Raw genomic sequence first — 25042 nt, 5'->3', positions numbered from 1 at the left:
GAGCCGGGGGCCGTCGTGCGCGCGGGCGGGCGCACTCCAGGACACCTGGTGCGACTTACCGGACATACCTCACCTCGGTTGCCTTGGCTGCGTTCCGCGGGCAACCACCGTCCCAGCAACCGGCCGCTCCGGCCGCCCGCATCCGCCCCGGCTCACACGTTTGGGGGCGACCCCTCGATCGGGCGTCCGAGCAACCCGGGGCGCCGCTGCCACGGGAGGGGGCCGCCGGGCGGCCGGTAGTCGACGCCGAGGGCGTCCAGGCGGTGGTAGTGGGCGTCCATCCGGCGGGTGAAGCCGACGTGGTCGCGCTCCTCGGGAGGCGGCAGCTGCGACCAGGCCACCTCGGCGAAGGCGGCGAGCCGCGGGAAGACCTGGTAGTCCAGGCGCTGCTGGGTCTCCATCACCTCGGTCCAGACGTTGGCCTGGGTGCCCAGGACGCGGGCGGCCTCGTCCGGCGTCAGCTGCGGCGGCACCGGCTCGAAGCGGTAGACGTCCTCCAGGGTCCGTACGTAGCCGATCGGTACGGGCTCGTCGGGGCCGCCGTCCTGCCGGTGGTCCAGGTAGACCTGCTGCTCGGGGCACATGACGACGTCGTGGCCCGCGCGGGCAGCGGCGATGCCGCCCGCGTAGCCGCGCCAGGACGACACCGCGGCGCCGGGCGCGAGGCCGCCCTCCAGGATCTCGTCCCAGCCGATCAGGCGGCGGCCGCGGTCGGCGAGCCAGCGGTCGAAGTGCCGGACGAACCAGCTCTGCAGCTCGTCCTCGTCGGCCAGCCCCAGTTCCTTGATCCGGGACTGGGCGTACGGCGAGGCGCGCCACTGGTCCTTGGGGCACTCGTCGCCGCCGATGTGCACGAAGGGCGAGGGGAAGAGGGCGAGGACCTCCTCCAGCACCCCTTCGTAGAAGCGGAGGGTGTTCTCGGAGGGGGTGAGCAGATTCGGGTTGACGCCCCACGTGTCCCACGGCTTGAGGGCGGCGGTGTCGACGACGTCGGTGTTGCCGAGTTCCGGGTAGGCCGAGATGGCGGCCTGCGAGTGGCCCGGGAGCTCGATCTCCGGGACGACGGTGATGTGCCGGGCGGCGGCGTAGGCCACGATCTCCCGGATGTCGTCCTGGGTGTAGTAGCCGCCGTGCGGCCGGTCGTCCCACAGGGGCGAGTGCCGGTGGCCGAGCTTGGTGCGCTCCCGCCACGCGCCGGCCTCGGTGAGCCGGGGGTGGCGCTCGATCTCGATCCGCCAGCCCTGGTCGTCGGTGAGGTGGAAGTGCAGGACGTTGAGCTTGTGCGCGGCGAGCAGGTCGATGTAGCGCAGCACGCCGTCCTTGGGCAGGAAGTGGCGGGCGACGTCGAGCATCATGCCGCGCCAGCCGAAGCGGGGCGCGTCCTCGATGCGTACGGCCGGTACGGGCCAGTGCCGTCCGGGGTGCAGGGGCGCGCGGCGGTACGCGGCCGGGCCGAGGAGCTGCCGCAGCGTCTGGGCGCCCCAGAAGGCACCTGCCGCGCCGCCGCCGAGGAGGGTGACACCGGTGTGGTCAGCGGTCAGCCGGTAGCCCTCGGGGCCGAGCGCGTCGGTGGTCGCCGCGTCGACGCGCAGGCGGATGACGCCGCCGTCGGTGCCGTCCCCGGTGCCGTTCCCGGTGCCGTTCCCGGTGCCGGGCGGCAGCGGCAGGCCGGTCGCGGCGCCGACGGTGCCGCGCAGCCAGGCCGCGGTGGTCTCCGTACCGGGGCCCGCGTCCAGTACGGTGCCCGGCCCGAGGAGGAACGCGCCGTCCTCCGGCCGGGTGTCGCGTGGCTGCGGTATCAGGCCGGCCTCCGTCCGGGTGCCGTCCGCCGTCACTGCGTCGTCCATGTGCTGACCCTTCTGTTGCTGGGCTAAAGGGGGGTGGGAGGAATGGGCAGGGGTACCGGTCGCGGGAGTCGTCAGTCCTTCACCGCCCCGCCCAGGCCCGAGACCAGCCTGCGCTGGACGAGCACGAAGAAGACCAGCACCGGCACGGTCATCACGGTCGAGGCGGCCATGATGCCGCCCCAGTCGTTCTCGTCGGGCTTGAAGAAGACCAGCAGGGCCATCGGGAGCGTGGAGTTCTCCGTCGCGCTGATGATGAAGGACTTCGCGAAGAGGAAGTCGTTCCAGGTGCTGATGAAGGAGAAGACGCTGGTCGCGACGAGCCCGGGGAAGACGAGCGGGAACAGGATCTGCCACAGGAAGCGCGCGCGGGTCGCGCCGTCCAGGTAGGCGGCTTCCTCCAGTGCCTCGGGCACGGCCTTGACGAAGCCCCGCAGCATCCAGATCGCGAAGGGGAGGGAGAAGGCGAGGTGCGGCAGGATCAGTGAGCCGAGGGTGTTCAGGCCGATGCCGGGCACGGCGTCGCCGACGTCCCGCATCAGGAAGAACAGCGGGATGGTCAGCGCCTCGACCGGCACCATCTGCGCGACCAGGAACATGATCAGCAGCGTGGTGCGGAACCGGAAGCGGAAGCGGGTGACGGCGGTCGCCGCGAGGAAGGCGATCAGTGCCGAGAGGACGACGACGACGCCCGCCACGAACAGGCTGTTGAGGAAGTACCGCCCGAAGTCCTGCTGCTGGAAGACCCGCCGGAACGCGTCCAGGCTGGGGTGCAGGGTCCACGGCCGCGGCTCGGTGGACTGCACCTCGCCCGCCGGTTTGAACGCGGACAGCACCATCCAGTAGAGCGGGAAGGCGACGGCGGCGGCGATCAGCAGCGCGCCCGCCTCGGCGGCCAGCCGCCCCGGCCGCCGTATCCGCGGCGTACGGGCCGCCTTCACGGTTCCCCCACCGCTCACGGCGCCTCCCCCGCTCACCGTTCCTCCGCCGCTCACAGTTCCTCCCCTTGTCGGCGCAGCAGGCGCAGGTAGACGAGCGTGACGGCCAGCAGGATCAGCAGCATGACGATGCCGATCGCCGAGCCCAGGCTGTACTGGGACGAGGCGAACGCCTTCTGGTACGCGTACACGTTCAGGACGAGGTTCTGCCCGGCGATGCCACCGCCGTTGGTCATCACGTAGATCTGGGTGAAGACCTTGAAGTCCCAGATGACCGACTGGATGGTGACGACGACGAGGATGGGCCGGAGCATGGGCGCCATGACGGAGCGCCAGATGCGCCACTGCGACGCCCCGTCCAGGGCCGCGGCCTCCAGCACCTCGCCGGGGATCGCCTTGATGCCCGCGTAGACGGTCACCATCACGAACGGGAACGAGCACCAGACCACTTCCAGCAGGACCAGCGCGAAGGCGCTGTAGCGCCCGTAGGTCCAGGAGAAGTCGCCGAGGCCCAGCACCCGGTTGACGGGCCCGAAGTCCGGGTCGAAGAGGAAGACCCAGACGGTGGAGCCGGTGATGGCGGGGGTGGCCCAGGCGCCGAGCGCGGCGAGCATCAGGGCCAGGCGCGGCACCGCCCGGATCCGGGTGAGCAGGACGGCGAACGAGCAGCCGACCGCGAGGGTGCACAGGACGCAGGCCGCGGCGAACACCACGGTCGCCAGCAGCACCTGCCAGAACTGGCCGTCGCCGAACAGCTCGGCGTAGTTCGCCAGCCCCTGGAAGGTGGTCGGTGCGCCGCCGCTGACCTGGGCCTGGGTGTATTCGAGGAACGAGATCAGGCCGAGCTGGTAGATCGGGTAGACGAGCAGCCCGCCCAGGACGACCAGCGCGGGGGCGAGATAGAGCCAGGGCGTCCAGCGGCTCCCGTGGCGGTTCGGCGGCCGTCCGCCGCGCCGGGACAGCGGCGTCCGGACGCCGCCGGCCCGTGCTTCCTTGACCGTGAGCGTCACTTCTTGAACGCCTCGTTCATCTTCTTGGCGGCGTCACCGGACGCCGCCGCGACGTCCTTCCGGCCGCTGACGATCTCCTGGTACATCGTCGGCAGGACGAGCGAGGAGTCGATGGACCCCCAGGCCGGGGAGGCCGGCACGAACTTGGCGCCGGCGTCCAGCGTCCGCACGAAGGGCTGCACGAACGGCTCCTTCTTCGCCGCCTCGGCCCGTACGTCGGTGTACGTCGGCAGGAAGCCCATCGCGTCGAACAGCCGCCGCTGGGTGTCCTTGCCCGCCAGCTGCTTCATCAGGTCGGCGGCCAGCGTGCGGTGCGAACTGCTCTTGAGGACGCCGATGTTGTTGCCGCCCGCGAAGGCCGGGGCGATCGATCCCTTGGTGATGCCGGGCAGCGGCACCACCGCGTACTTGCCCTTCACCTTGCCGTCCTCCACGGCCTGGTGGTTGAAGTCGCCGCCGATCGCCATGCCCGCCTTGCCGGCGGCGAAGGCGGCGACGGTGTCGTTGCCGCCCATGTCCGCGCACTTGGCGGCCGGGCAGTTGTCGTCGCCGAACAGGTCCGTGTACGCCTTGATGCCCGCCTGCGACTTCGGGCTGTCCACGGCGGCGGTGTACGACTCGCCCTTGCCGGTGGCCAGTTCGCCGCCGTGCGCCCACAGGAAGGGCAGCGCGCCGTAGGTGTACGCGCCGCCGACGGCCAGCCCGTACAGCTCGGGCCGCTCCTTGCGGATCTTGCGCGCCGCCGCGGCGGCCTCGTCCTGCGTCGTGGGCACGGCGATGCCCAGCTCCTTGAGGACGTCGGTGCGGTAGTACAGGGCCCGTACGCCGACGAACAGCGGCGCGCCGTAGACCTTGCCGTCCACCGTCACCGAGTCCTTGGCCGTCGGGTCGGTGTCCTTGGCCTCCTGCCAGGCGCCGAACTCCCGGCTGACGTCGGCCAGTCCGCCGTCCTTGACGTATCCGGCGGTGTCGGTGTTCCCGTACTCGATCACGTCGGGGGCGCTCTTGGGGTCGTTGAAGGCGGCCTTGATGCGCTGGGCGCGGGTGTCGACCGGGATGTAGTCGACGCTGACTTCGGTGCCCTTGTGCGCCGCCTTGAAGTCCGCCACCGCCTTGCGGACGACCTCTTCCTTGGGCTTGTTGTTGACCTCCTGGAAGAGCCAGACCCGCAGGGTGCCGGTCTTGGCGTCCTCCTTGGCCGCGCCGCCTGAGGTGGACGGCGCGCAGCCCGCGGCGGTGGCGGCGGCCAGGACAAGTGCCGCCGCGCGGGCGGCGGTTCGGGCGGAGAGCTGCATTGGGTACCCCCTGAAGGAACGTTGCAGCATACGCAACGGGCGTTTCGCCATGCACAATCGAAAGGAGGCTAAGCGCGCCGACGCTCCCCGACAAGAGCCGATGGGGCAGCACACCGGACGACACGCCGCCACTGGCCCACATTGGCCCCCATTTCGCCCCGGTACGTCTATCTATGAATCAGATGTCCCTCCTCTGCTACCGGAAGCGGCCCGGCCCCCACGGAACCCGCCCCGGCGGCAGCCCCGGAAGCAGCCCAGCCGCACGACACGCAAAGGACCCACCGAACCCATGCGCGCCAGACCCGTACGCACCGCCCTGCTCGCCGTCGCCGCCCTGGGGCTGCTGCCCCTCGCCGCCACCCCGGCCGCCGCGGACGCCCCACCGGAGACCGGCGGCCGCCAGCACATCACCGTCCACGAGGGCACCGACCCGGCCGGACCCGTCCTCGCCACCGCCTCCCTGCGGTGCTTCCCGACCGGCGGCGACCACCCCGCCCCCGAGGCGTCCTGCCTCAAGCTGGCCCTCGCCAACGGCGACTACAACCGCGTACCGCAGATCACCCGCGCCTGCCTCAAGAACTACGAGCCCGTCACGGTCGTGGCACACGGCACCTGGCACGGCAGGACCACCTTCTTCAGCCGCACCTACGCGAACCAGTGCGTCGCCAACAGCGAGAGCGGCGACATCTTCAACCTCACCCCCTGGCGCCGCTGACCCGCCCGGCGCGCCGACGCCAAGAGGCCCGGTCCCCCACGGGACTGGGCCTCTTCTCCTTCACCTTCACCAGGTTCTTCACGCCGCCAGGCGCGCACAACGCGTCCGGCCCGCTCCTCGTACGGGAACGGGCCGGGCACGCGCAGGGCAGGAGGGGCCGGGCGACGGCGCGCCGGCCCCGGACGGAACTACTTCTTGCCGCCGTCCTTGCCGCCCTTGTCCTTGTCGCCGCCGGCGCCCATGGACTCGTAGATCTCCTTGCACATCGGGCAGACCGGGTACTTCTTCGGGTCACGGCCCGGTACCCACACCTTGCCGCAGAGAGCGACGACGGGGGTCCCGTCGAGCGCGCTCGCCATGATCTTGTCCTTCTGGACATAGTGGGCGTAGCGCTCGTGGTCGCCGTCGCCGTGCGACGTCTGCGGCGTCGGCTCTACGAGGGTCCCCGTACCTGCCCCGCGCTCGGGCTCAAGAGTGCTCATAACCGCCAAGGGTACCGACGCGCGCGGCATGCCGGGAGCGGCGGCCCGCCCACAGGTGAAGGGCGAGTCCCAGGGCCGCGACACCGGCCGCCGCCCAGGGCAGCGCGTACGCCGCGACGCCCGCCGCGAGAGCCAGCCCGCCCAGCGCCGAGCCGACGGCACTGCCCAGGTAGAGAGCCGAGTTGTTCAGCGCGAGGGCGACCGTGCCGCGGTCGTCACGCAGGGCGAGCAGCCGGTGCTGCTGCGGAACTTGGAGCGCCCAGCCCGCCGCGCCCCACACCACCAGCGCCACCGCCGCGCCGGGCAGCGCGGCGGACGCCAGCAGCGGCAACAGCGCCTGGGCCGCGGCGACGGTCACCAGCACCCCGCCCACCAGGGCCACCACCCTCCCCGTACGGTCCACCAGCGGCCCGGCCACCAGGCTCCCCAGCACGCCGCCGATCCCCCACGCCCACAAATACGGCGCGACCTCTTCGACCCCACCCGCCGACGCCAGCACCGGCGCCAGATACGTATAAAGCCCCAGACTCGCCACAGCGGCCAGGAACGAGACGCCGACCACCGGCGCCACCTCGCGGTCCGCGACGGCGGCCAGCCGGGCCCGCACCGGCACCGGCGGCTCGGCCGGCACCGCGGGCAACCACACCGCCATCCCCGCCAGCGCCAGCGCCCCCAGCCCCGTCACCAGCCACATCGTCGACCGCCACCCCGCATGCCCGGCCAGCAGCACCCCCACCGGCACGCCGAGCACCGTGCCCGTACTCATCCCGCCCATGACCAGCCCCAACGCCCGCCCCCGCCGCTCGGCCGGCACCAGCGCCGAGGCGGCAGCCGTGGACAGCGCCGCGTAGACCCCCGCACCCGCACCCGCGACGACCCGGGCGGCGAGCAGCGCGCCGAGCGCCGGGGCCAGCGCGGTCGCGGCATTGCCCACGGTGAAGACCGCGAGCGCCGCCAGGATGAGAACCCGCGGCCGCACCCCCGCCAGCAGCCCCGCGACCAGCGGCGCGGAAACCGCGTACGCCAGCGTGAAGACCGTCACCATCTGCCCCACCAGCGACACCGTCGTACCGATGTCCCCCGCGACGACCGGCAACAACCCCGCCATCACATACGCATCCAGCCCCAGGGCAAACGCCCCCACCACCAACAACCAAACCTTGCGCACGCCGTCACTCCCCTGTCTCCCGCTTCCCACCGACCGGGGAAACGTAGGGAGTCTCCGAATGGCAAGGGAAATGCCGGGGAGGGGGGATTTATGCGCGGGGGGAATGAGTGGGGGGCTGGCCCCTTCACCAACAGGACGCTTCCCAGGTGTGCCGCTCGGCGTGGCCCGTGAACAGACAGCACCCCGCCGGATCGGGTGGCGGCCCGGTCTCGGCGCAGTCCGGCAGTTCCACCAGTTCCGCACTGGCCTCCAGCCAGCGGGCCCACAGGGCCGGCCCGTATTCCAGGGAGTCGACAAGGCCGAAATGCTGCCCTTCGTGGCCATCGAACAGGAGGCACTGGACAGAAGCGTCCACATGGCCGGTAGGGACTCGGTTCTGTGCTGCCATGACCTGGGCATACGGCAGGCGGCGCCAGCTCGCGCAGCGCATCACGGCGCCGGTCGGAGCGAGCGCGCGGGTACCGTACGACGGTCGGTGCAGCGTCGGCACTCGCACGTCGGATAGCCCTGCGGGCTCGCCAGGAGTACCACCGGGTCACCCTCACGGACCGCAGCCACCCTCCCCCACGTACGCCCGGAGTCCCGGGACACGCGCAGCGTCATCAGCACTCGCTGTCCGGCACCCGCGTCAGGCGCCTGCGAAGCCGCTTCCCGCTCGTGCCCTCCAGCAGCATTCTGCGTTGCCATGAGCAGATCCTTTCGTCGGCCCTGGCCGCATCGGATGCGGCAACTCCGAGTGAATACGACGGAGTCGAGGGACTCCACGGCATCGGTGCGGCAGCCTTGACGCAGATCCGTGCACGGACGCCGACGAAGCCCGAACCGCAAGGAGGAGCTTCATGGGACTCGCGAAAAGGCGCAGGACCTTGGGCCACAGCCAGGAGGAATTGGCCCGGATGCTCGGCGTGGACCGCACGACGGTCTGCCGCTGGGAAAGCGGAAAAACCGCTCCCCAACCGCCCCAGCGACGAGGCTTGGCAATCGCTCTGGGAATCAGTCTCCCAGAGCTGGACGTCCTCCTGTCACTTCCGGGAGTGAATAGCCAGGAAACCGCCGGACCTCAGCCCGGCACCCCTCAGGACGCGAGAGAAGCCGACGAAATGATCCGCCGTGAATTCCTCCGCATTCTGTCCGTGAGCGGCGCCCTCACCGCACTGCCGGTCGAGGAAGCGGAAGCCTTCACGGAAGCTGTCCGCCGAGGAACAGCCGCCGACTACGCCAGCATGAACAGCCATCTCTGGCGGGTCTATCAACTGGCTCGCCCCAAGAATTCGATCTACCCCGTCATTCGCGCCCAACTGGTGACGCTCAACGAGGCCCTTTCGGGAAACCGTGGCGGCACCCGCCCACTGTTGAGCGCGGCCGCCGACCTCTTCCAATTGGCCGGCGAAGTGGCGTTCGACGGAAACCGGTACTCCGACGCCGTCTCCTCGTATGCGCTCGCAGCGTCGGCCGGCAAGGACGCCGGAGCCTACGACCTGTGGGCCTGCGCCCTCGTACGCCACGCCTATGTGGAGATGTCCGAGCAGCGTCACCACCAAGCGGCACAGCTGCTCGGCGCGGCCGGGGGACTCGCCGACAAAGGCGACAACAATCTCTCCACCCGCCATTGGGTCGCATCGGTCCAGGCCGAGGCGTACGCCGGTCTCGGCGACCTGGACGCCTGCGAACGCGCGATGGACCGGGCCGAAACCGTCCGGAGCCTCGCCGGGGACGGCGCCAACGGCGGTTGGCTTCGCTTCGACGGCACCCGCCTGGAGGAAGAGCGGGGAGCGCGCTACGTGCAGCTCGGCCGCCTCGACTCGGCAGAGGAGACTTTGCAGGGGGCGCTGGGACGGACGGCTCTGGCCGCCGGGCAGTCGTACCGGCGCAGAGGAGCAGTGCTGACAGGTCTGGCGGTCATCGGTGCGAAACGCCAGGACGCCGAACAAATCGTCACGTACGGCCGGGAAGCCGTCGTCCTGGCCCGAGCCTCATCGTCCGGTTACATCGCCCGTAGACTCCGAGCCCTGTGCGACGAGTTCGGCCCCTTGCGCCGCGACCACCGCGTGGCGGAGCTCGGGGCCGACATCACCATGCTGAGCGCACCGTGACCAGAGGGGTTGGCATGTCGCAGACCAAAGGCGCACGACTGTTCCGCGAAACCTGGATCGCGGGAGTCCGCCAGCACTTTCCCGGGGAGCCCAAGGCCGGTTACGTCACTCCGTGGGACGACACTCCACAGTGGGAACGCGACGCCGCGGGAGCCGTTTACGACCAGATTCGCCAGTTCGTCGAAATCAGCGGTGGTCACACTCTGAGGCTGTCCCGCGAACAGAAGAGCCGATTCGTTGCGACATGCTGGACCGCGCAGATGTTCAAGCACTTCGAAGACCCCAGCCCCGGCTACGTGGCCGACTGGCCCGACCTTCCGTCCTGGCAGCGGGAAACCGACGCGGACATCTTTGAAGCCATCGAGAAGACGCTGAGCTGACCGCCGGGAAACGCGCCGGCGGCCGTCCAGGCAATTGCGCACGCAAGTGCGAACCGTTCCAGCAGAGGGTGGCACCAGGTCATGGACGAGACACCGAGTACGGGCTCCCCGGCCGGCGGGCCGCGGGGTGTGGACGGGCTCGACGGGGTTGAGCTGCGGCATCTGCGGGCCTTCCTGGCCGTTGCCGAGGAACGCAGCTTTACGCACGCCGCCGACCGGCTCCGCGTCGGACAGCCCGCACTCACCCGGACCGTACGGGCCCTGGAGGAAACCCTCGCCACCCGGCTGCTGGACCGCACCACCCGGCGTGTCGAGCTGACCGCCGACGGCCGACGGCTCTACACCGAACTGGCGCCTCTGCTCCCCCGCCTGGCCACGGCCCTGCGCGCCCCCGGCAGCCAACCGGTCCTGCGGCTCGGCTTCACTTCCCTGCTGCCCGCCGCCTGCGCCGAACGCAACGCGGCGTTCGAGGCGGCGACCGGCGCGGGGGTGCGGCTGGTGCGCCGTGACACACCGCTGGCCGGGCTGGACACCGGCGAGTCGGACGTCGCCGTACTGCGCGGCGACGCCCCGCCGGACGCCGGCGTCCGCACCCGGGTGCTCCTGCACGAACCGCGGGTCGCCGCCGTCGGCCGCCTCGGCGCGGCCGGCACCCTGGCGCGCCGCCGCGTCCTGGACTGGGCCGAGCTGGCGGACCACCCGCTGGTGGTGAACACGGTCACCGGCAGCACCCGCCCCGAACTGTGGCCCGCGGACAGGCGCCCGCGCCTCGCCTGCACGGCGGACAACTTCGACGAATGGCTGGAGGCGGTGGCCGCCGGGCACGGGGTGGGGGTGGCGCCACAGGAAGTGGCCGCGCGGCACACCCACCCGGGCATCCGCTTCGTACGCCTCAAGAACGCCCCACCCGTCACCGTCCACCTGGCCCTGCCGATCCGCGGCGCCCACCCCTTGGCGGAACGCTTCTTCGAGATGGGGGCCGTGAGGACGGGGTGAGGGGTGGGGTCGAAGCCGCGGGGCGGGACCGGGGCCGGGGCCGCGTCCGGCGCGGGGACGGAGTCGGCGCGGGAGACGCGTCCGGGGCCGTCCCCGGGGCCGCGGGTGGCCCCCTCCAGGGCGGTCGAACACCCTCGTCCCCCCGGTGGGGGTTTACCCAAGGGACGTCGGCCGGAACCACGGTTCGGTTCGGACGGCGTTGGCTGTTCAGTTCAGTGACGGGTCGTCCGGGTAGGTGGCCACCATCGCCAGTTCGTTGCGCTGGCGTCGGAGGACCGCGCGCCAGAGTTGTTCGGGGTCGGGGGACGACACGTCGCCCGGTTCCGATTCGACGACGTACCACGCGCCTTCGACCAGTTCCTCCTCCAACTGGCCGGGGCCCCACCCCGCGTACCCGGCGAAGATCCGCAGGCTGCCGAGCACCGTGGACAGCAGTTCCGGGGGCGCTTCCAGGTCCACCAGGCCGATCGCGCCGTGGACGCGGCGCCAGCCCAGCGGGCCGTCGCCGACCAGCGCGCTTTCCGGCGTCTCCGGGCCGCCCGGCACCACGGCCACGCCGAGCGCCGAGTCCAGCGAGACCGGGCCGCCCTGGAAGACCACGCCGGGCTCGCCGGCCAGGGACGCCCACGGTTCGAGGATGTCGCCGACGCCCACGGGCGTCGGGCGGTTGAGGACCACGCCGAGGGAGCCCTCCTCGTCGTGATCGAGGAGGAGCACCACCGCACGGTCGAAGTTCGGGTCGGCGAGCGCCGGTGTGGCGACGAGCAGCCGGCCGGTGAGCGAGGACACCTCGGTCATGGGGACATGATCCCGCACTTCGGGCCGTGGCGGGGAGTCAACAGCGGGACCCGGACGAGAGCAGCGCAGGGCGTACGACGGCAGGCCCGGCGCACGGACGCGCGGCCCGGCCGACACAGCGGGGCATATCCCGCCGACTCGTACCAAATGTCCATTACAGAACAAAGGCGGACCGTTGCTGAGGGTGTTGTGACAAAGCCATTACACGCCCCTGGGCCGCTCCGGCATACGGGCAACCCCTCCATCGCCCTTACCATTTCCCCTTGGCCCCCTGTCCGTCTCCAGGAACGCGAGATCCATGACCGTCTCTACCGACGACGTACTGCTTGTCCACGGCGGCACCCCGCTGGAGGGCGAGATCCGGGTTCGCGGCGCGAAGAACCTCGTGCCCAAGGCCATGGTCGCCGCGCTGCTCGGCAGCAGCCCGAGCAGACTGCGCAATGTGCCCGACATCCGCGACGTACGCGTCGTACGCGGCCTGCTGCAACTGCACGGCGTCACGGTGCGCCCGGGCGACGAAGCGGGCGAGCTCATCCTCGACCCGTCGCACGTGGAGAGCGCCAATGTCGCCGACATCGACGCCCACGCCGGGTCCTCGCGCATCCCGATCCTGTTCTGCGGCCCGCTGCTGCACCGCCTCGGCCACGCCTTCATCCCGGGCCTGGGCGGCTGTGACATCGGCGGCCGGCCGGTCGACTTCCACTTCGACGTGCTGCGCCAGTTCGGCGCGACCATCGAGAAGCGGGCGGACGGCCAGTACCTGGAGGCCCCGCAGCGGCTGCGCGGCTGCAAGATCCGGCTGCCGTACCCGTCCGTCGGCTCGACCGAGCAGGTGCTGCTGACCGCCGTACTGGCGGAGGGCGTCACCGAGCTGTCGAACGCGGCCGTGGAGCCGGAGATCGAGGACCTGATCTGCGTACTGCAGAAGATGGGCGCGATCATCTCCATGGACACCGACCGGACCATCCGGATCACCGGTGTCGACAAGCTGGGCGGCTACAACCACCGCGCCCTCCCGGACCGCCTGGAGGCGGCCTCCTGGGCGTCGGCGGCGCTGGCCACCGAGGGCAACATCTACGTGCGCGGCGCGCAGCAGCGCTCGATGATGACCTTCCTGAACACCTACCGCAAGGTCGGTGGCGCCTTCGAGATCGACGACGAGGGCATCCGCTTCTGGCACCCGGGCGGCTCGCTGGACGCGATCGCCCTGGAGACCGACGTGCACCCCGGTTTCCAGACCGACTGGCAGCAGCCGCTGGTCGTCGCCCTGACGCAGGCGTCCGGCCTGTCCATCGTCCACGAGACGGTGTACGAGTCCCGGCTCGGCTTCACCTCGGCGCTCAACCAGATGGGCGCGCACATCCAGCTGTACCGCGAGTGCCTGGGCGGCAGCGCCTGCCGCTTCGGGCAGCGCAACTTCCTGCACTCGGCGGTGGTGTCGGGGCCGACCAAGCTGCAGGGCGCCGACCTGGTCATCCCCGACCTGCGCGGCGGCTTCTCGTACCTGATCGCCGCGCTGGCGGCGCAGGGCACCTCGCGCGTGCACGGCATCGACCTGATCAACCGGGGCTACGAGAACTTCATGGAGAAGCTCGTGAGCCTGGGGGCGCACGTGGAGCTGCCGAACGGCGCTCTGAGCGCCTGACCGGCGCGGCGCGCGTCAGGCGCCGCACACGTACAGCAGGGGGCGGTCACCCGGGTGGGTGACCGCCCCCCTTGCCGTGCGTCCGTCCCGCGTCCACGGGAGGCGTCGGTTCGCGCTTTGTTTGCCGCCGTGAACGGTGAAACGCGGGTCGGCTGGTTGGGTTCCGCCAGCCACCCGGGCCCCCGCGCGTTGCGGGTGCGACGAGGACGAGACGGCTGGCGAGGCGGAGGCGGGAGGCGAGGTGGAGGAGAGGGGCGGGGGCGAGTACGGCCCTTCCGCGCGCGCTTCTCCCCCACACGGCCATACGGCCATACGGCCATACGGCCCGGCCCTTACGTGCCCTCCAGCCCCCGTAAGCCCTGAACGGCCTCTACGCCCCTGTAGAGCAACAGGAGCAACAGAAGCCACAAGAGTCCCACGGGCCCCACCATCGGGCCTCCTGGGCCCCTTTCCGGGCTCCGGACGCGCAAAAGAGCGGCCGCCCCCCGAGGGGGGCGGCCGCTCTCACGCCTTTTTACCGGGACCGTCGGGCCCCCGGTGGCTTACTTGCCCTTGGCGGCTTCCTTGAGCTTGGAGCCCGCGGAGACCTTCACGCTGTAGCCGGCCGGGATCTGGATCGGGTCGCCGGTCTGCGGGTTGCGCGCGGTGCGAGCGGCACGGTGGGTGCGCTCGAAGGTCAGGAAGCCGGGGATGGTGACCTTCTCGTCGCCCTTGGCGACGACCTCGCCGACGGTCTCGGCGAGCGCGGCCAGAACGGCGTCGGCGTCCTTGCGGGTCACCTCGGCGCGGTCGGCCAGAGCGGCCACCAGCTCACTGCGGTTCATGTTTGTACTCCCGTGTTCTTCTTGCCAATGAGGCGTGAGATCGAAGCCGATGCTGCCAGGGCCCTCGGACAGTTCCCGGACCCGGGTCTGCCTTCAGATCCTTTCGCGCCCTGGGGGTGCCCCCTGGACGGAGTCCTCGGGGGAGCATCCTGCCCCCACCTGCGGCGGTAAAGCCAATCCGGCACCCAGGAGGGTCACACGGAAAGCGCCACTGCCTCGTAGTGGTGACGTCCCGCACCGTGCCTCTCCGGGCCGGCCCCGCAGGGCGGCGGTCGTTTGCTGCCCGCCACCCTATGGGGGCCCCGAGGGCCCGGCGGCACGCGACGCGCCGGGCTTCAGGCCGTGGTGGCGGCCGTCACAGCCTCCCCCGCGGCCTTCGCGGCTTCCTTCACCGCACCGGCCACCGCGCCCGCGACCTTCTCGTTGAAGACGCTGGGGATGATGTAGTTCGCGTTGCGCTCGTCGTCCAGGACGACGTCCGCGAGCGCGCCGGCGGCGGCCAGCATCATTTCCGTGTTCACCGTACGGGACTGGGCGTCCAGCAGGCCGCGGAAGACGCCGGGGAAGACCAGCACGTTGTTGATCTGGTTCGGGAAGTCGGAGCGGCCGGTGGCCACGACGGAGGCGGTCTGCCGCGCGACGGCGGGGTCCACCTCGGGGTCGGGGTTGGCGAGTGCGAACACGATCGCACCCTTGGCCATCTTCGCCACGTCGTCGCCGTCCAGGACGTTGGGCGCGGAGACGCCGATGAACACGTCGGCGCCGACGATGGCCTCCTTGAGGGTGCCGGTCTCGCCCTCCGGGTTGGTGTTGTCGGCGATCCAGCGCAGCGGCGAGTCGGGGTCGGCGTCGACGAGGTCCTTGCGGCCGGCGTGCACCACGCCGTGGATGTCGGCGACGACCGCGTGCCGGACGCCGGCCGCGATCAGCAGTTTCAGGATCGCCGTGCCGGCGGCGCCGGCGCCCGACATCACGACCCGTACGTCCTCGGTCTTCTTGCCGACCACGCGCAGCGCGTTGGTCAGCGCGGCGAGCACCACGATGGCGGTACCGTGCTGGTCGTCGTGGAAGACGGGGATGTCCAGGGCCTCGCGCAGCCGGGCCTCGATCTCGAAGCAGCGCGGCGCGGAGATGTCCTCCAGGTTGATGCCGGCGAAGCCGGGGGCGATGGCCTTGACGATCTCCACGATGGCGTCGGTGTCCTGGGTGTCCAGGCACAGCGGCCAGGCGTCGATGCCGGCGAAGCGCTTGAAGAGGGCCGCCTTGCCCTCCATGACGGGCAGTGCGGCCTTGGGGCCGATGTTGCCCAGGCCCAGCACGGCGGAGCCGTCGGTGACGACCGCGACGCTGTTGCGCTTGATGGTCAGGCGCCGGGCGTCCTCGGGGTTGTTGGCGATGGCCTGGCAGACCCGGGCGACGCCGGGGGTGTAGACCATCGACAGGTCGTCGCGGCTGCGGATGGGGTGCTTGGACTGCATCTCGATCTTGCCGCCGAGGTGCATCAGGAACGTACGGTCGGAGACCTTGCCGAGCGAGACGCCCTCGATGCCGCGGAGCTTTTCGACGATCTCGTCCGCGTGCGCGGTGGAGGTCGCGGCGATGGTGACGTCGATGCGGAGCTTTTCGTGGCCGGAGGCGGTCACATCGAGGCCGGTGACGGAGCCGCCGGAGGACTCCACGGCCGTGGTGAGCTGGCTGACCGCCGTACCGCTCGCGGGAACCTCCAGCCGCACCGTCATCGAATACGAGACGCTAGGCGCCGTTGCCATGGCCGACTTCCTCTGCTTTCCCTTGTTTCTCTCTGCGCGCCGCTCCGGGGTCCGCGGCGGGACCGGGCCGGAGAGCGAGGTCCGATCGTCCCACCTACCAGCCGGTACACGGTAACCAGCCACGCTTTCCGGAAAGACTCTTCCACCATACGAGAAATCAGGGGCCTGGCGGAAGACCCGGCGTCAAGGGCGCGTGAACGGCGCACGAACGACGGCGGGCGCCTCCCGAATGTCCTCGGAAGGCGCCCGCCGCTGTGGTTCAGTGACACCGACCCGCCATGCTCGCCTCGCGGCAAGTGGTCGCTCGTAGCGACTATGGTTGGGCCCGGGGGCTTGGATCGGGCCGGTGCCACCACCAAGGCTAACAAACCATCCCTCGAAGCGAATCCCGTCCCGCGGTCTTCTTTCCCGGCCGTACGGGAACGCCCCCGCCTCAGTCCCTGAGCAGGTCCGGAACCCCCTGCGCGTCCGGCTCGTCCCGCGCGCCGGACAGCACGGTCAGCTGCTGGGTGGCCCGGGTCAGCGCCACGTACAGCACCCGCAGCCCGGCCGGGGACTCGTCCGCGATCTCGGCGGGCGAGACCACCAGCGTCGCGTCGTACTCCAGCCCCTTGGCCTCCAGCGAGCCCAGCGCCACGACCCGGTCGCCCAGCCCGGCCAGCCAGCGGCGGGCCTCCGCACGCCGGTTCATCGCCACCACGACGCCGACCGTGCCGTCCACCTCGTCCAGCAGCCGCCGGGCCGCGTCCCGTACGGACGCGGCCAGGTCGCCCTTGTCCGCCACCACGAAACGCGGCGTCAGGCCCGTGGAGCGGACCGCCGCCGGCGCCTCCATGCCCGGCATCGCCAGGGCCAGCACCCGGGCGGCCAGCTCGGCGATCTCCGCCGGGTTGCGGTAGTTGACGGTGAGGGTGAAGCGGCGGCGCGGGCGGGTGCCCAGCGCCTCGTCGCGGGCGACGGCCGCCTCGTCCGGGTCGGACCAGGAGGACTGCGCCGGGTCGCCGACGACCGTCCAGGTCGCGTGCCGGCCCCTGCGGCCGACCATCCGCCACTGCATGGGCGTCAGGTCCTGCGCCTCGTCGACGATGACGTGGGCGTAGTCCGTACGCTCCTCCTCCAGCCGCTCGCGTCTGCCGCGGCCGCCGCCGGACATACGCTCCGCGTAGGTGCTCAGCTCCTCCAGACCGGTGAGCTGGTCCAGCGGGTCGGCGTCGCGGGGCTTGGCGGGCCGGGGCGGCGCGCCGAGAATCAGCTGGAGTTCGTCCAGCAGCGCCACGTCGTGGACCGACAGCGGCCCCTGCCCCTTGTCGTCCAGACGGCCCAGCGAGCGGGCCAGCTGGCGTACCTCGCGCTGGTTGAGCACCCGGCGCGCCCAGCGGCCCAGCCGGCGCTCGTCGGCCATGGCGGCCAGCACCCCGCGCGGGGTCAGCTCCGGCCACCAGGCGTCCAGGAAGTCCTGGAAGTCCGGCTCGGTGGTGATGTCCTCGTCGAATGCCTGGCGCGCCTCGGCGGCCAGCTCGGGGTCGGTGTAGCGCTTGGACGCGCCGGACCTGGACCACAGGGCGTCGAGGACGAGGCGGCGGGCGCGCGGGCGCAGCAGGTTGACCGGGGCGGTGCCGCCGAGGGCGGACTGCCGGATGCGGTGCAGGTCGCGTGCGTCCAGTTCGATACGGGCGCCGAAGACGACGACGCGCAGCCGGTCCGGCGGGCCTGCGGGGGCCGCTGCCGGCTCGTCGTCGTCCTCGCCGAAGGCGAGCTGGCCTCCGGCAGGCGCGGCCGCGGCTCCTGCCGACGCTGTCCGGGTCAGTTCCAGGGCCCCGCGTGCCGCCTTGCGCAGCAGTTTCTGCATGCGGCTGGAGCCCTTGATGCGGGACACCGCCGGGGAGTCGTACGCGGTCGCTTCCGCGCCGTCCACCAGGGAGCCCAGCGCGCGGATGGCGACCTGGCCCTCCTCGCCGAGGGACGGCAGGACGCCTTCGGTGTACGCGACGAGCAGCGGCGTCGGGGAGACGATGAGGATGCCGCCCGCGTAGCGGCGGCGGTCCTGGTAGAGGAGGTAGGCGGCGCGGTGCAGCGCCACCGCGGTCTTGCCGGTGCCGGGGCCGCCCTCGACCTCGGTGACGGAGGCGGCGGGGGCCCGGATGACCATGTCCTGCTCGGCCTGGATGGAGGCGACGATGTCGCGCATGGTGTGGCTGCGGGCCCGGCCGAGGGCGGCCATCAGCGCGCCGTCGCCGACCGCGGGCAGTTCCTCGCCGTCGAGCGTCGCGGTGATCTCCGGGCGCATCAGGTCGTCCTCGACGCCGAGGACGCGGCGGCCCTTGGAGCGGATGACCCGGCGGCGTACGACGCGACCGGGCGCGACCGGGGTGGCCCGGTAGAACGGGGCGGCGGCGGGTGCGCGCCAGTCGATGACGAGCGGGCTGTAGTCGGCGTCCAGCACGCCGAGGCGGCCGATGTGCAGGGTCTCGGCGATCTCGGCGCGGCCGTCGGCGATCGCGCCGTCGGCGGGCTCGACGGAGGTGTACGCGCCGTCCGGGCCCTTCTTGCCGTCCTTGCCCAGGAGCAGGTCGATCCGGCCGAAGAGGAAGTCCTCGTACTCGGAATTGAGCCGGTTCAGGTGGGCGCCGGCCTGGAAGACCTGGGCGTCCCGCTCGGCGAGGGCGCCGGGCGTGCCGACCTGGCCGCGTTTGGCGGCGTCGTCGACGAGGAACTCGGCCTCGTGGATCTTCTCCTCGAGACGCTGGTAGACACGGTCGAGATGCTCCTGTTCGGACGCGATCTCGCGTTCGCGTGTGCTGTCCGGCTGTGCGTCGTCGACGGAGTCCGGCGCGTGCGTGGCATTCTGCGCGGCCACCCAGGCCCCCTTCTTCTGTGCGTAGGGCAGCCGTCAACCGTACGCGAACCGGGCACCCCGCGCACCTGACCCAAAGGATCAAATCACCACCGGGCGGGACCAAAGCGGGCACCACGGGCGGGCCGACCGTGCGGAATCAGGGGTTCCGTTTCAAGGGGGGCGGCTCCTGGCCGGTCAGACCTTGATCGCGGCCAGCCGCCTGCCGTCCAGGGTGCGCACCTCGAAGCGGTCGATGCTGGACCGGTTCATGGCCGCGCCGCCGTGTGTGTAGAGGGGCTCCCGGTTCCACTTGGCGGCGCCGTCCTTGAGGCCGTAACCGCCCGCCGGCACCGCCCAGGTCGTCACGGTCTGCTCCGCGCCGCTCTTGCCGACCGCCACGAGATCGCAGGTCAGCGGCCCCTTCACGTTGGCCAGCTTGAGGGCGACGTGCGTCCCCCAGGGCCTGCGCTCCATGGAGACGCTGGCGGCGACCTTGGTCACGGGATCGACCGTGCCCGCCTTCTCGCCGTGCTCGTACATGGAGCGGGCGTAGCCCGTCAGGTGTTCCGCGGACTCCTCCGAGGCGCCGGAGGTCAGCGCGTACGTGGCCACCGGACCGCCGACGACCAGTGCGGCGGCGGCCGCCACCAGGTACAGGCGTCTGCGGTACCGGGCGCGGCGCACCGCGCCGACCTCCTCCAGGAGGCCGTCCAGGACACCGGGCCCCGGGGCCGCGGTGAGCGCCTCCGGGTCGGGCACGGACTCCTTGGCCTCGGCGAGCAGGGGTTGCAGGCCCATCAGGTCTTCGAGTTCGGCGGCGCACCGGTCGCAGTCGGCCAGGTGTTCCTCGAAGCGTGCCGCGTCGGCGGGGTCCAGGACGCCCAGCGCGTAGGCGCCGGCGTCGGTGTGCTGTCCGGGCTGCGTGGGCCGCATCACGCCGTCACTCCTCGTTCTTCAAGCGAGAGCTTCAGGGAGCGCAGCGCGTAGAACACCCGGGACCTGACGGTTCCCGCCGGTATCCGCAGCACTTCGGCCGCCTCGCTGACCGTACGTCCCTTGAAATAGGTCTCTATGAGGGCCTCTCGGTGGGCTTTGCTGAGGTCGCCGAGCGCTTCGGAGATCGTCATCAGGCGCAGCGCCCGGTCGATCTCGTCGGCGGCCGGCATCGATTCCAAGGGGGCGGCGTCGACCTCCTGGGGCCGGGCCTGGCGGCTGCGGTGGCCGTCGATGACGATCCGCCGGGCGACGGTGACCAGCCAGGGGCGGATGGAGCCGGTCGCGCGCTGGAGCTGGTCCGCGTTGCGCCAGGCGCGCAGCAGGGTTTCCTGGACCACGTCCTCCGCCCGGTGGCGGTCGCCGGCCACCAGGCGCAGTACGAAGGCGAGCAGCGGGCCCGCGTGCTCCTCGTAGAGGGCCCGCATCAGCTCCTCGTCCGGCGTCGTACGGTCTGCCACGACGGCATCCTTGCGCACGCGAACTCCCGGGTCGATAGCGCGGGTCGGACATTCGCTGCGCATCCGCCTCACCGCCCGCGTACGTCGCCGGTGCCACTGCCGTCACCGTCCGCACCGTCACTCACCTCGTCCTGCCGCCCGTGGCGTGGCTCGCGCATGTCCGGCCCCCTCGTCTCGAATTCCGGGCTGTTTCACGGCCCTTCAGCCAGCAGTACGGGGTCCGGAGCGCCCCGGCTCAGCGGTCGGCGGATGAATTCACGGGGGACGAGGGGGAGTTATCGCGGGGACGTACGGGCGTTTCCGGCGGGGCGTGCGCGGGGGTACGGATTTCCGCGCCGCGCGCCCGGCCGCTCCCCCGGCGCGCCGCGCGGCAATCCGCATGGTTTCTCTTTCAATTTCCGCGCGGCGGAATTCCCGTGCGGACCGGTGCGGCGCCGCGCTCAGCGGGTGGCGATGACCGGCGGCTCGGCGCCGGCGACGGGCATCCCGTCCATCGCGTCCCCGCCGCCCGCGCCCTCCCGGCGGGTGGCGCGCCTGCGGTGGCGGGCCACCCGTTCCCGGTTGCCGCACACCTCGCTGGAGCACCAACGCCGCCGCCGCCCGCGGGAGGTATCCAGGTAGACCAGCGAGCAGCTCTCGCCTTCGCACTGCCGCAGCTGCCCGCGCGCCGCCGCGTCCGTCAGCAGCCCGATGGCGTCCCGCGCGACCGCCGACAGCAGCCCGGCGCAGTCGGGCGGTCCGGCGAGCGCCCTGACCAGGGCGCCGTCCTCGGTGCGTACGGCGCGGAGGGGCGGCACCGGGGTGGTGGCCGCCGCGTTGAGCAGGCGCAGGTCGGAGTCGGCGGCCCGGCCGCGCAGTTCGTCGTGGACCACGCGGCGCAGCAGTTCGCGCAGCATCCGGAAGCGTACGACCCAGCCGCGGTCGACGGCGCCGAGCTGGGCGCCGCCGGGTACGACGCCCGATCCCACCAGCCAGGCCGTCAAGTGTTCGGGCCCGGCCAGCCGTTCGGCGGCCTGGCCGGTCGTGGCCATCAGGTCCAGGCAGATCCGCCCGCAGTCGAACCGCAGGTCCAAAGGCGCCGCCATGTGCCCGTCACTCCTTAGGAGACAACGCTTGCCCTATCAGAGTGCCCGGCCCGGCCTCCGGCCGGAACCCTCGGTACCGGCGCGTACGCCGGATCCCTCGATGTATACATGGCATGTATACAGCTGATGTATAGTCCGGGTCATGTCGGCCAAGACCCTTGTCAAGAACCGCGCCAGCCTTACGCACAAGGTCCGTTACGCGGTCAGCCACCCGGCGCGGATCGCGCCGTACCTCAAGCGCACCGCCCGGGACGGCTGGCTGCGCCTCAAGCACCCGGACCACGTCGCGTACTACCGCGCCGTGATGGCCTCCGACGCCGGCCGCAACCCGGAGGCGGCGGTCGGCAGCCGTACCCACGAACGGTGGCTGGCGCTGGGCGAGATGCAGTTCACCTATTTGAAGGAGCACGGCCTGCGCCCCGGCATGCGGATGCTGGACATCGGCTGCGGCAACCTGCGGGCCGGCTGGCGCTTCATCAGCCACCTCGACACCGGCGACTACTACGGCATCGACATCTCGCCGGACATCCTGATATCCGCGAAGAAGACCCTGGCGACGTACGAGTTGCAGGACAAGCTGCCGCACCTGACGATCACCCAGGACCTGACCTTCGACTTCCTGCCCGACCGGCACTTCGACGTGGTGCACGCGCACAGCGTCTTCTCCCACTCGCCGCTGTCCGTCATCGACGAGTGCTTCCGGCACGTGGGGCGCATCCTGGCGCCGGGCGGCTTCTTCGACTTCACCTTCGACCGGACCGAGGGCGCCGAACACCAGGTGCTGCGCGAGGACTTCTACTACCGCACCGAGACACTGCTGGCACTGGCACGCAAGCACGGCCTCCGGGCCCAATTCATGGAGGACTGGGAGACCCGGCCGCACGGCCAGTCGAAGATCCGGGTGAGCAACCCCGAGTAGCGGCGGAGCCGGGCCGGCGGACCGCCGCCGGGGTCACCCGTCGCCGTACTTGGCGCCCACCCGCGGGTCCAGCGCCAGCCGGTAGCCCCGTTTGACCACCGTCTGGATCAGTTTGGGCGCCCCCAGCGCCCCCCGCAGCCGGGTCATCGCCGTCTCGACCGCGTGCTCGTCGCGCCCCGCGCCCGGCAGCGCCCGCAGCAGGTCGGCGCGGGAGACCACCCACCCGGGCCGGCGGGCCAGCGCCCGCAGCAGCGCCATGCCCGCCGGGGGCACCGGCCGCAGCTCGCCGTCGACCAGGACGGCCTGCCCGCGTATCTCCACCTGCCGCCCGGCGATGGTCAAAGGGCGTACGCGCCCCGGCAGTTCCCGGCACAGCAGCTGGACGAGCGGGCCGAGGCGGAAACGTTCGGGCTGGTAGGTGGTCACCTCGTGGGCTTCGAGCGGCAGCGCGGTGACCGGCCCGACGCAGGCCGGCAGCACGTCGTGCCGCAGCGCGGTCAGCAGGTCCGCCCGCATGCCGCGCTCCTCGGCGCGGTGCAGGAGCGAGGCGGCGGCCGGCGCGCTGGTGAACGTCACCGCGTCCAGGCCGCGGCCGACCGCCGCGTCCAGCAGCCGGTCGACGGGCCCGATGTCGGCGGGCGGCATCCAGCGGTAGACCGGTACGCCCACCACCTCGGCGCCGTTCGCGCGCAGCGACTCGACGAAGCCGGGCAGCGGTTCGCCGTGCAGCTGGAGGGCGATCCGCCGCCCGCGCACGCCCTCCTCCAAGAGCCGCTCCAGCACCTCGGCCAGCGATTCTGAAGCGGGCGACCACGTCTCCGTGAGGCCCGCCGCACGGATGGCGCCCTTGACCTTCGGGCCGCGCGCCAGCAGTTCGGCCGCTTCGAGCCGCGCGAGCAGCGTCTCGCCCAGGCCCCACCCCTCCGCGGCCTCGATCCAGCCGCGGAAGCCGATGGCGGTGGTCGCGATCACCACGTCCGGCGCCCGGTCGAGCAGGTCCTTGGTGGCGGCGAGCAGTTCCGCGTCGTCGGAGAGCGGCACGATCCGCAGCGCGGGAGCGTACACGACCTGGGCGCCGCGCCGTTCGAGCAGGGCGCCCAGCTCCTCGGCGCGGCGGGCGGCGGTGACGCCGACCGTGAAGCCGTCCAGCGGCCGTACGTCCGGGACGGCGGCCGCCGCGGGCCGCCCGTCCGCGTCCTGCCGCGGCACGCGCCGCCGGTCCTCGTGCTCACCCTCGTGCATCGTCCGTCCCTGGCTCGTCCCGACTCCGGCCCCACCGCGCACCGGTGCAGGTCCGAGCCTGCCAACCGCTGGTGACAGGCTCGCTCCCGCAGTATTTCCCAGCTGTTACGGACTGCCGCGGGCGCCTGCCCGCCCGCGTGTCACACCTTGGCGAGCGCGGGCGCGGCCGGCTCCCGTTCCCGCGCGGACCCGGTGGCCGCCGTACGCCTCAGGTATACGGCCCAGGTCACCGCGGAGCACAGCGCGTAGCAGCCGAGGAAGGAGACGAACGCCGGTGTTCCGGTGCCCGCCGACTGGAAGGACTGGCGGAAGGCGAGGTTGATGCCCAGCCCGCCGAGCGCGCCGACGGCACCGATCAGGCCCATCGCCGCGCCGGACAGCCGCCGCCCGTGGGCCGCCGCGGCCTCCCCGGTCAGCCCCTTCGCCAGGGCCTTGGCCTGGAAGATGCCCGGGATCATCTTGTACGTGGAGCCGTTGCCGAGCCCGCTGAGCACGAACAGGGCGGTGAAACCGGCGAGGAAGACTCCCAGCGAGTGCCGCCCCGACGCGAAGATCACCACGCCCGTGGCGGCGGCCATCGCCACGAAGGCGGCCAGCGTGATCCGCGCCCCGCCGTACCGGTCCGCCAGCAGGCCGCCCACCGGCCGCAGCAGCGAGCCGAGCAGCGGCCCGACGAACGTCAGCGACGCCGCCTGGAGGGGCGTGCGCGCGAACTGCGTCTGGAGGACCAGCCCGAAGGCGAAGCTGTAGCCGATGAACGACCCGAACGTGCCGATGTAGAGCAGCGACACGATCCAGGTGTGCGGGTCGCGGGCCGCGTCCTTGGCCGCCCCGGTGTCGTTGCGCACCGGCCTGAGGTTGTCCATGAACAGCGCCGCCAGCAGCGCGGCGACCACGATCAGCGGCAGGTACACCGCGAGCACGAGCCGCGGGTGGGCCGCGCCCGCGGTGGCGATGACGAGCAGTCCGAGCAGCTGGACGACGGGGACGCCGACGTTGCCGCCGCCCGCGTTCAGGCCGAGCGCCCAGCCCTTCCTGTGCAGCGGGTAGAAGGAGTTGATGTTCGTCATGGACGAGGCGAAGTTGCCACCGCCGATCCCCGCGAGCGCCGCGACCAGCAGGAAGACGGTGTACGAGGTGCCAGGGCGCAGCGCGAACGCCGCCGCGCCGGCGGGCACCAGCAGCAGCGCCGCGCTGAACACCGTCCAGTTGCGGCCGCCGAACCGCGCCACGGCGAAGGTGTACGGCACCCGCAGCACCGCCCCCACCAGCGTCGGCACCGCCACCAGGAAGAACTTGCCGGCCGCGTCGATCCCGTACTCCGGCCCCATGAACAGCACCATGACCGACCACAGGCTCCACACCGAGAACCCGATGTGCTCGCACAGGACGGAGAAGGCCAGGTTGCGCCGGGCGATCCGCTCCCCCCGCTCCTTCCAGAACGTCTCGTCCTCCGGGTCCCACCGCTCGATCCAGCGGCCCGCTCCCCGCGCCGGGGCGCGGACCGTGTCCCCGCCGGTGGCCGTCCCTGTGGCTGTCATCGCGCCTC

22 protein-coding genes are annotated in these 25042 nt (G+C 71.9%); 6 read left to right on the top strand and 16 right to left on the bottom strand.

Annotation, left to right across the window (positions count from 1 at the left end; translation table 11 throughout):
- Window positions 1-152: 152 nt before the first annotated feature.
- From ACH4OW_RS36145 to ACH4OW_RS36130, 4 genes are all read right to left on the bottom strand, one after another.
- On the bottom strand, window positions 153-1847 hold the full coding sequence (locus ACH4OW_RS36145; protein ID WP_398032588.1) for a beta-N-acetylhexosaminidase: 1695 nt from the start codon (window positions 1845-1847) through the stop codon (window positions 153-155).
- Between the two features lie 71 nt (window positions 1848-1918).
- Complete coding sequence (locus tag ACH4OW_RS36140; RefSeq protein WP_398032585.1) at window positions 1919-2803, bottom strand: carbohydrate ABC transporter permease; 885 nt, start codon at window positions 2801-2803, stop codon at window positions 1919-1921.
- A gap of 32 nt (window positions 2804-2835) precedes the next feature.
- On the bottom strand, window positions 2836-3792 hold the full coding sequence (locus ACH4OW_RS36135; protein WP_398032582.1) for a carbohydrate ABC transporter permease: 957 nt from the start codon (window positions 3790-3792) through the stop codon (window positions 2836-2838).
- Window positions 3789-5087, bottom strand: coding sequence for an extracellular solute-binding protein (locus tag ACH4OW_RS36130; RefSeq protein WP_398032579.1), 1299 nt, complete (start codon window positions 5085-5087; stop codon window positions 3789-3791). Before ACH4OW_RS36130 ends, ACH4OW_RS36135 begins: the two co-directional genes overlap by 4 nt.
- Window positions 5088-5376: 289 nt before the next feature.
- Here ACH4OW_RS36130 and ACH4OW_RS36125 point away from each other — a divergent pair, with 289 nt between their 5' ends.
- Window positions 5377-5802 carry an SSI family serine proteinase inhibitor gene (locus tag ACH4OW_RS36125; protein ID WP_398032576.1) on the top strand — a complete coding sequence of 142 codons (426 nt, stop codon included), beginning with the start codon at window positions 5377-5379 and terminating at the stop codon, window positions 5800-5802.
- Between the two features lie 188 nt (window positions 5803-5990).
- Here ACH4OW_RS36125 and ACH4OW_RS36120 read toward each other — a convergent pair whose 3' ends face one another.
- From ACH4OW_RS36120 to ACH4OW_RS36110, 3 genes are all read right to left on the bottom strand, one after another.
- The gene (locus ACH4OW_RS36120) at window positions 5991-6284 is read right to left on the bottom strand and encodes a DUF3039 domain-containing protein (RefSeq protein ID WP_030184509.1); all 294 of its coding nucleotides are present in this window, start codon (window positions 6282-6284) and stop codon (window positions 5991-5993) included.
- Entirely contained in the window at window positions 6271-7452 is a 1182-nt protein-coding gene (locus ACH4OW_RS36115) for an MFS transporter (protein ID WP_398032573.1), read from the bottom strand. Before ACH4OW_RS36115 ends, ACH4OW_RS36120 begins: the two co-directional genes overlap by 14 nt.
- A gap of 124 nt (window positions 7453-7576) precedes the next feature.
- Window positions 7577-7942 carry a hypothetical protein gene (locus ACH4OW_RS36110; RefSeq protein ID WP_398032570.1) on the bottom strand — a complete coding sequence of 122 codons (366 nt, stop codon included), beginning with the start codon at window positions 7940-7942 and terminating at the stop codon, window positions 7577-7579.
- 349 nt (window positions 7943-8291) lie between these two features.
- On the opposite strand from ACH4OW_RS36110, the gene ACH4OW_RS36105 reads away from it, so the two are divergent.
- From ACH4OW_RS36105 to ACH4OW_RS36095, 3 genes are all read left to right on the top strand, one after another.
- The gene (locus ACH4OW_RS36105) at window positions 8292-9545 is read left to right on the top strand and encodes a helix-turn-helix domain-containing protein (protein ID WP_398032567.1); all 1254 of its coding nucleotides are present in this window, start codon (window positions 8292-8294) and stop codon (window positions 9543-9545) included.
- Window positions 9546-9559: 14 nt separating this feature from the next.
- Complete coding sequence (locus ACH4OW_RS36100; protein ID WP_398032564.1) at window positions 9560-9925, top strand: hypothetical protein; 366 nt, start codon at window positions 9560-9562, stop codon at window positions 9923-9925.
- Window positions 9926-10006: 81 nt separating this feature from the next.
- The gene (locus ACH4OW_RS36095) at window positions 10007-10921 is read left to right on the top strand and encodes a LysR family transcriptional regulator (RefSeq protein ID WP_398032561.1); all 915 of its coding nucleotides are present in this window, start codon (window positions 10007-10009) and stop codon (window positions 10919-10921) included.
- Between the two features lie 207 nt (window positions 10922-11128).
- On the opposite strand, the gene ACH4OW_RS36090 is transcribed toward ACH4OW_RS36095, so the two are convergent.
- The gene (locus tag ACH4OW_RS36090) at window positions 11129-11719 is read right to left on the bottom strand and encodes a YqgE/AlgH family protein (RefSeq protein ID WP_398032558.1); all 591 of its coding nucleotides are present in this window, start codon (window positions 11717-11719) and stop codon (window positions 11129-11131) included.
- 298 nt (window positions 11720-12017) lie between these two features.
- Between ACH4OW_RS36090 and murA the strand changes: the two genes are divergently transcribed.
- A complete protein-coding gene (gene murA, locus ACH4OW_RS36085) occupies window positions 12018-13364 on the top strand; it encodes a UDP-N-acetylglucosamine 1-carboxyvinyltransferase (RefSeq protein ID WP_360136259.1) in 1347 nt (448 codons plus the stop codon).
- Window positions 13365-13906: 542 nt separating this feature from the next.
- On the opposite strand, the gene ACH4OW_RS36080 is transcribed toward murA, so the two are convergent.
- From ACH4OW_RS36080 to ACH4OW_RS36055, 6 genes are all read right to left on the bottom strand, one after another.
- Complete coding sequence (locus ACH4OW_RS36080; RefSeq protein WP_004571953.1) at window positions 13907-14188, bottom strand: HU family DNA-binding protein; 282 nt, start codon at window positions 14186-14188, stop codon at window positions 13907-13909.
- A 335-nt stretch (window positions 14189-14523) separates the two neighbouring features.
- The gene (locus tag ACH4OW_RS36075) at window positions 14524-15957 is read right to left on the bottom strand and encodes an NAD-dependent malic enzyme (RefSeq protein WP_360136262.1); all 1434 of its coding nucleotides are present in this window, start codon (window positions 15955-15957) and stop codon (window positions 14524-14526) included.
- A 433-nt stretch (window positions 15958-16390) separates the two neighbouring features.
- A complete protein-coding gene (locus ACH4OW_RS36070) occupies window positions 16391-18814 on the bottom strand; it encodes a HelD family protein (protein WP_398032554.1) in 2424 nt (807 codons plus the stop codon).
- Between the two features lie 174 nt (window positions 18815-18988).
- On the bottom strand, window positions 18989-19726 hold the full coding sequence (locus ACH4OW_RS36065; RefSeq protein ID WP_360136266.1) for a zf-HC2 domain-containing protein: 738 nt from the start codon (window positions 19724-19726) through the stop codon (window positions 18989-18991).
- A complete protein-coding gene (locus ACH4OW_RS36060; RefSeq protein WP_398032551.1) occupies window positions 19726-20310 on the bottom strand; it encodes a sigma-70 family RNA polymerase sigma factor in 585 nt (194 codons plus the stop codon). The genes ACH4OW_RS36065 and ACH4OW_RS36060 overlap by 1 nt, the downstream gene beginning before the upstream one ends.
- 377 nt (window positions 20311-20687) lie before the next feature.
- Window positions 20688-21332, bottom strand: coding sequence for a CGNR zinc finger domain-containing protein (locus tag ACH4OW_RS36055; RefSeq protein ID WP_398032548.1), 645 nt, complete (start codon window positions 21330-21332; stop codon window positions 20688-20690).
- A gap of 142 nt (window positions 21333-21474) precedes the next feature.
- Here ACH4OW_RS36055 and ACH4OW_RS36050 point away from each other — a divergent pair, with 142 nt between their 5' ends.
- Window positions 21475-22251, top strand: a complete 777-nt coding sequence (locus ACH4OW_RS36050) for a methyltransferase (protein ID WP_360136272.1) — start codon at window positions 21475-21477, stop codon at window positions 22249-22251.
- Between the two features lie 33 nt (window positions 22252-22284).
- Here ACH4OW_RS36050 and ACH4OW_RS36045 read toward each other — a convergent pair whose 3' ends face one another.
- On the bottom strand, window positions 22285-23493 hold the full coding sequence (locus ACH4OW_RS36045; protein ID WP_398032544.1) for a uroporphyrinogen-III synthase: 1209 nt from the start codon (window positions 23491-23493) through the stop codon (window positions 22285-22287).
- Window positions 23494-23633: 140 nt separating this feature from the next.
- The gene (locus tag ACH4OW_RS36040) at window positions 23634-25034 is read right to left on the bottom strand and encodes a nitrate/nitrite transporter (protein ID WP_398032542.1); all 1401 of its coding nucleotides are present in this window, start codon (window positions 25032-25034) and stop codon (window positions 23634-23636) included.
- Window positions 25035-25042: the final 8 nt, after the last annotated feature.

This window comes from Streptomyces sp. NPDC017056 (assembly GCF_044332485.1).
GTDB lineage: Bacteria > Actinomycetota > Actinomycetes > Streptomycetales > Streptomycetaceae > Streptomyces.
Note: the sequence above shows the minus strand (reverse complement) of the source record. Positions and strands in the feature narration are given on the sequence as shown.